7 protein-coding genes are annotated in these 4383 nt (G+C 62.0%); 6 read left to right on the forward strand and 1 reads right to left on the reverse strand.

Going from position 1 to position 4383, the window contains the following annotated elements; genetic code table 11:
* The 5 genes from EOA27_RS40900 to EOA27_RS24445 form a co-directional block, all read left to right on the forward strand.
* On the forward strand, positions 1–336 hold a 336-nt coding region (locus EOA27_RS40900; protein WP_189562100.1), incomplete at its 5' end, for a hypothetical protein.
* Positions 336–755: a phage tail protein gene (locus EOA27_RS24430; protein WP_126082991.1), complete on the forward strand. Its 420-nt coding sequence runs from the start codon at positions 336–338 to the stop codon at positions 753–755. The genes EOA27_RS40900 and EOA27_RS24430, both read left to right, overlap by 1 nt.
* 110 nt (positions 756–865) lie before the next feature.
* The gene (locus tag EOA27_RS24435; RefSeq protein ID WP_126082990.1) at positions 866–2032 is read left to right on the forward strand and encodes a RelA/SpoT domain-containing protein; all 1167 of its coding nucleotides are present in this window, start codon (positions 866–868) and stop codon (positions 2030–2032) included.
* A gap of 86 nt (positions 2033–2118) precedes the next feature.
* Entirely contained in the window at positions 2119–2349 is a 231-nt protein-coding gene (locus tag EOA27_RS24440; protein WP_126082989.1) for a tail protein X, read from the forward strand.
* A 53-nt stretch (positions 2350–2402) separates the two neighbouring features.
* Complete coding sequence (locus tag EOA27_RS24445) at positions 2403–3362, forward strand: contractile injection system protein, VgrG/Pvc8 family (protein WP_189562101.1); 960 nt, start codon at positions 2403–2405, stop codon at positions 3360–3362.
* Here EOA27_RS24445 and EOA27_RS24450 read toward each other — a convergent pair.
* Entirely contained in the window at positions 3359–3580 is a 222-nt protein-coding gene (locus EOA27_RS24450) for a hypothetical protein (protein ID WP_245467079.1), read from the reverse strand. The two genes, EOA27_RS24445 and EOA27_RS24450, sit on opposite strands and share 4 nt — an antisense overlap.
* A gap of 94 nt (positions 3581–3674) precedes the next feature.
* On the opposite strand from EOA27_RS24450, the gene EOA27_RS24455 reads away from it, so the two are divergent.
* On the forward strand, positions 3675–4383 hold a 709-nt coding region (locus EOA27_RS24455), incomplete at its 3' end, for a glycoside hydrolase family 108 protein (RefSeq protein ID WP_127257463.1).

A 4383-nucleotide genomic window follows, 5' to 3' on the forward strand; every position in this document is an offset into this window, starting at 1 on the left:
GGACTGCAGCCGGCGCTCGAATTCGCCGGCTTCGACGCCGACGAATTCGAGCGCCGGCTGCAGTCCGGCGGCGCCGACGCCGGCAGCAAGATCGCGGAAGGCGGCACGCAGGCCGGCCAGAACGCCGCGCAGACCTTCACCTCCGGCGTCGCCGGGGCAGGGTCGTCGTTCGGCAAGAGCGCCGCCGCCGCCTTCATCGCCGGCGTCAGTGGGTTCCTGTCTTCCGCCAAGGCGGACCTGATGCGCCCGGTCGGCTCGCTTGGCGGCAGGACGACCGGCCAGCAGGTGCAGTCCGACCCGCGCGGGCAGGCAATCGACTTTGGAGGGCCGCGCTGATGCTGATGAAGATCGGCCTGGTCGAGTGCGATCTCGCTTTCAACATCGACAAGCATGGGCGCGAGACGACGCATGACTATGCAGAAAAGCCGGTCGTCGGCGCGATGCCTCCCCTGGAAGATGTCGGCGTCGGATCGGAAACGCTCACCGTCTCCGGCCGTCTGATTCCGTCGAAGCTTGGCGGGTTGGGCACATTGAACATCCTGCGCAACGCGCAACTTGCCGGCACGCCGCAACTGGTGACCCGTGGCGACGGCAGCGTGTTCGGCTTCTACGTCGTGCAGTCGGTCAATGACGAGCATACCTTCCTCGATCACGACGGCGTCGGCCAGGTCGTCGACATCACCGTCAAGATGCAGAAATCGGCGGCGCCAGCACCGGCCGATTTCTTCGCCTCGCTGTTCTCGCTGATTGCTTAACGGAGAAAAGACCAAGTGCCTGTGTGTACCGACGCCGCTCCCCGAGGGAGGCCCGGTATCCCGGATATTGTGCCTCTCCTACCTAACGGCTACTTTAAGAGGGGAGAAATATGATTCCAGCGCTCAATAACGTAGCGTGGGCCGTCCCTGAGCGGGATGAAGTCGGCCCGGCTGGAATGGCGGGGTTACCTAGGCCGATGTATTCGAAAAGTGAGATTGTGAACGCCGGAAAGGTGCTTCGCGAAAACCTCACTCGCGATGCGATCCCGACAATTCAAGAGGCGCGCGGTCTTCACATAGTGCAGGCTTTTGCAATCGCGCATAGCTGGCGAGACGCGCACATGTTGCCCCTGCTTCGCGTGCGGATGGAACTGTCCCGCAAGCTGAAGCACGTCGAAAAGGACGCCGTCGCCGCCGCCAGACTTAAACGCATGGCGTCGATACGCCGAAAGCTTCAGCGGCCGATCACGTTGTACCAAATGCAAGATATTGCCGGATGCAGGGCAATCTTGCGATCGATGAAAGAGGTAGATCGGCTCGTTGGAGTCTATCGCAATGGAGGCACCGCGCATTCGATCCAATCGGAAGACGACTACATTTCGCGCCCGAAGAAGGATGGCTATCGAAGCCATCACTTCATCCTGAAGTTTTGCGGGAATGGCGAAGAAGAAATTTTCAACCGACAGACCGTTGAGGTTCAACTTCGCACCCGATTGCAGCACGCTTGGGCGACTGCGGTGGAATCAGTTGGGCTGATCCGCCACGAGAACATAAAGGGCGGCGAGGGTGATACGGACTGGCGTCGGTTTTTCGAGCTTATGTCGTCCGAACTAGCATATGAGGAAGACCGGGAACTAGCGCCGACTGCAGACATCCCGCGTGCGGACATTCGAAAGGAAATCCGAGATCTTTCGAAGCGAATTAAGGCGGTCTCGACCTTGGAGACGTACAATCGGGCAATTAACTTTACCGACGGGTATGGTCATACCTACGCCCGCTATTTTCTGCTCCAATTCGACTACAGCACCCGAGAGGTCTTCGTTCAACCGTTCTACAGCTACGACAAGGGAGCTGCGCGATACGTTGATGAAGAAAGGAACAACCAGAAGCGGAATACAGTTCTGGTTGAGGTCAACAAGGTCAACGATCTAAAGAAAGCGTTTCCGAACTACTTCTTAGACGTGAGCGCATTTACTGAGAAGCTGAAGGCCGTTCTGTCTCCCGGATATAAATCTAGTCAAGCTTACGATCTTTCGTGGCTGGCAGCGTATAGATAGCGCTCTTATCCGACGTAAACTCACTCAGATTTGGATTCATCATCTGCTTGAGGCACGCCTCAAGCAGATGATGAAGGAGATTTCCCTTGACAGAAACTGTCACCGTCAAGTCGGAAGGCATGACGCTATCCGCACTGTTGGCGCGGCATTATCGCAAGGTCTTTTCCGGCATGGTGGCGAAGACCTTCGCGCTCAACCAGGACCTCGCCGGGTCGGGCCCGCATCTGCCCGTCGCTCGCGTCGTCACCGTGATGACGCCGGCCGAAATGGCGGCCGAAGGCGCGGCCGCAAAGCCCGTGATTGACCTCTTTTCATGAGGAAGGGCCATCTCCGGGTCGTTGTCGGTGGGCAGGACGTCACCTCTCGCTTCTTGCCGTTGCTGATCTCGCTGTCCATCACCAAGAGCGGCACCGAGGCGACGCAGTCGGCGACCTTCACGCTGGACGACAAGGACGCGACCGTTCGGTTTCCCAAGACCGGCACGCCTGTGTCGATCGAGCTTGGCTGGCAGGGTGGGGCGATGCGCACCTTCGAGGGCGAGGTCGACACCTGCGACTGGTCGACCGATCGAGGGGCCGGCAGCGTGCTCTCCATCACCGCGCGCTCGGCCAGCCTGAAGGGCAAGGTCAAGCAGCCGGCCGACCGGCACTGGGAGAAGAAGAAGCTCGGGCAGGTCCTCGAGGATGCTGCCGGCGACGCGGGCCTGTCGATTAAGGTGCATCCTTCCCTCGCCAGCCGCGAGCTTGACTATGAGGCGCAGGACAATGAGAGTTTCCTCGCCTTCGCAGACCGGCTCGCGCGCGAGCATGGCGCGACCTTCGCCATCAAAGGCACGCAGGCCGGCTTCGTGCCGCGCAACGTCGGCGTCTCGGCCACCGGCCAGCCGCTGCCGACCATCGTGATCACCCGCGGCACGGTGATATCCGCGAGCGGCCTGACGCCGGTGACCGACCGGCCGCGCTTCAAGAAGAAGAAGGGCCGGTGGTACGACGTCAAGAAGGCCAAGCAGGTCATCGAGGAGGTCGAGACCGGCGACGATGTCGAGCCGGATGACGTGCTCCGCTTCATGGAGCCTGACGAGGCTTCGGCCAAGACCCGCGCCGATTCCGATCGCGTAGACGGAGCGCGCAGCAAGGGCTCCGGGTCGGTCACGATCGAGGGCGAGCCGACCGCCGAGCCGGAAGGCACGGCCATCATAGACCTGCGCGCCGGCGTCGACGGCAGCTACACCATCGCCTCGATCACCGACACGCTCGACCGCGGCAGCGGCTACACCACGCAGATCTCGCTGGGCAACCCGCAAGGCTCGGCCGGGGCGGATAGGCGCTAGGCCGAGAGCAGCTTCACCATCGTCAGGCGCATGCGTGCGAGTCTCCGTGCCGCGCCATGGAATGCTTCCCGCTCGGCTTCGAGCAGGAATTCAAGTGTCATCATGTCGAGCAGGAATTCGTCCACGGCTACCGCAAGTTCGTGCGACTTGCCTTTTGTGTGAGCGAGTAGCTCGCGCGCCTCTTCGACGAGGTTGGCGCTGCTGGCGTCGATCAGCACCTCAAGCTTCGTGAAGCAATCCAATTCTGAAGTCCCCCTGCCGCGGCCCTCAATCGCCGGCGCGCCGGAAAGTTCCCAACCGAAAGGAAAATCAATGACCGGATCCCGCGAGCACGAATCGCTCGCCCGCGTGCTCGCGCATGAGGGCGGATACAGCAACCATCCGGCGGACCCTGGCGGCGTCACCATGAAGGGCGTCACCCAGCGGGTCTATGACGCCTACCGCCGTAGCAAGGGCCTAGCCACCCGCTCGGTTAAGGGTATCACCGGCCAGGAGCTCTTCGACATTTACGACCGGCAATACTGGGACGCCGTGAAGGGCGACCAGCTGCCAGCCGGCGTCGACTATGTCGTTTTCGATGGTGCGGTGAACTCAGGGCCGAAGCAGTCGATCATCTGGCTACAGCGCGCCCTTGGGCCGCTCTATCAGGGCCGTGTGGACGGCGTCATCGGTCTCGGCACCGTCGCCGCAGTGCAGGGCTGCAACAACCACGATGCACTGATCGACCGCATCTGCGACCAGAGGCTCACATTCCTGCAGCATTTGAAGACCTGGAAGGACTTCGGCCGCGGCTGGCGTTCGCGGGTGGCCGAGGTCCGCTCGATCGGCCAGGCATGGGCCACCGGCGCGATGCCCCAGATGGCGAACTTCGTCGACGGCGGTCAGGCCAAGGCATTCGTCGAGGACGCCAAGCCCGCGCCTTCGACGGCACCTGCCGATGCCGCAGCCGGCGGCGGCGTCGCCGGCGTCGGCCTGTCGGGCACGCTGGCCGAGCTGCAGAACCAGCTTTCCCCCTTCAGCT

The sequence above is a fragment of the Mesorhizobium sp. M2A.F.Ca.ET.037.01.1.1 genome, from assembly GCF_003998075.1.
In the GTDB taxonomy this organism is placed as follows: domain Bacteria; phylum Pseudomonadota; class Alphaproteobacteria; order Rhizobiales; family Rhizobiaceae; genus Mesorhizobium.

What these genes read in the sequence shown, in the direction of transcription:
- EOA27_RS24430 (WP_126082991.1), top strand. Translation starts at nt 336, where the DNA reads ATGCTGATGAAGATCGGCCTGGTCGAGTGCGATCTCGCTTTCAACATC.
- EOA27_RS24435 (WP_126082990.1), top strand. Translation starts at nt 866, where the DNA reads ATGATTCCAGCGCTCAATAACGTAGCGTGGGCCGTCCCTGAGCGGGAT.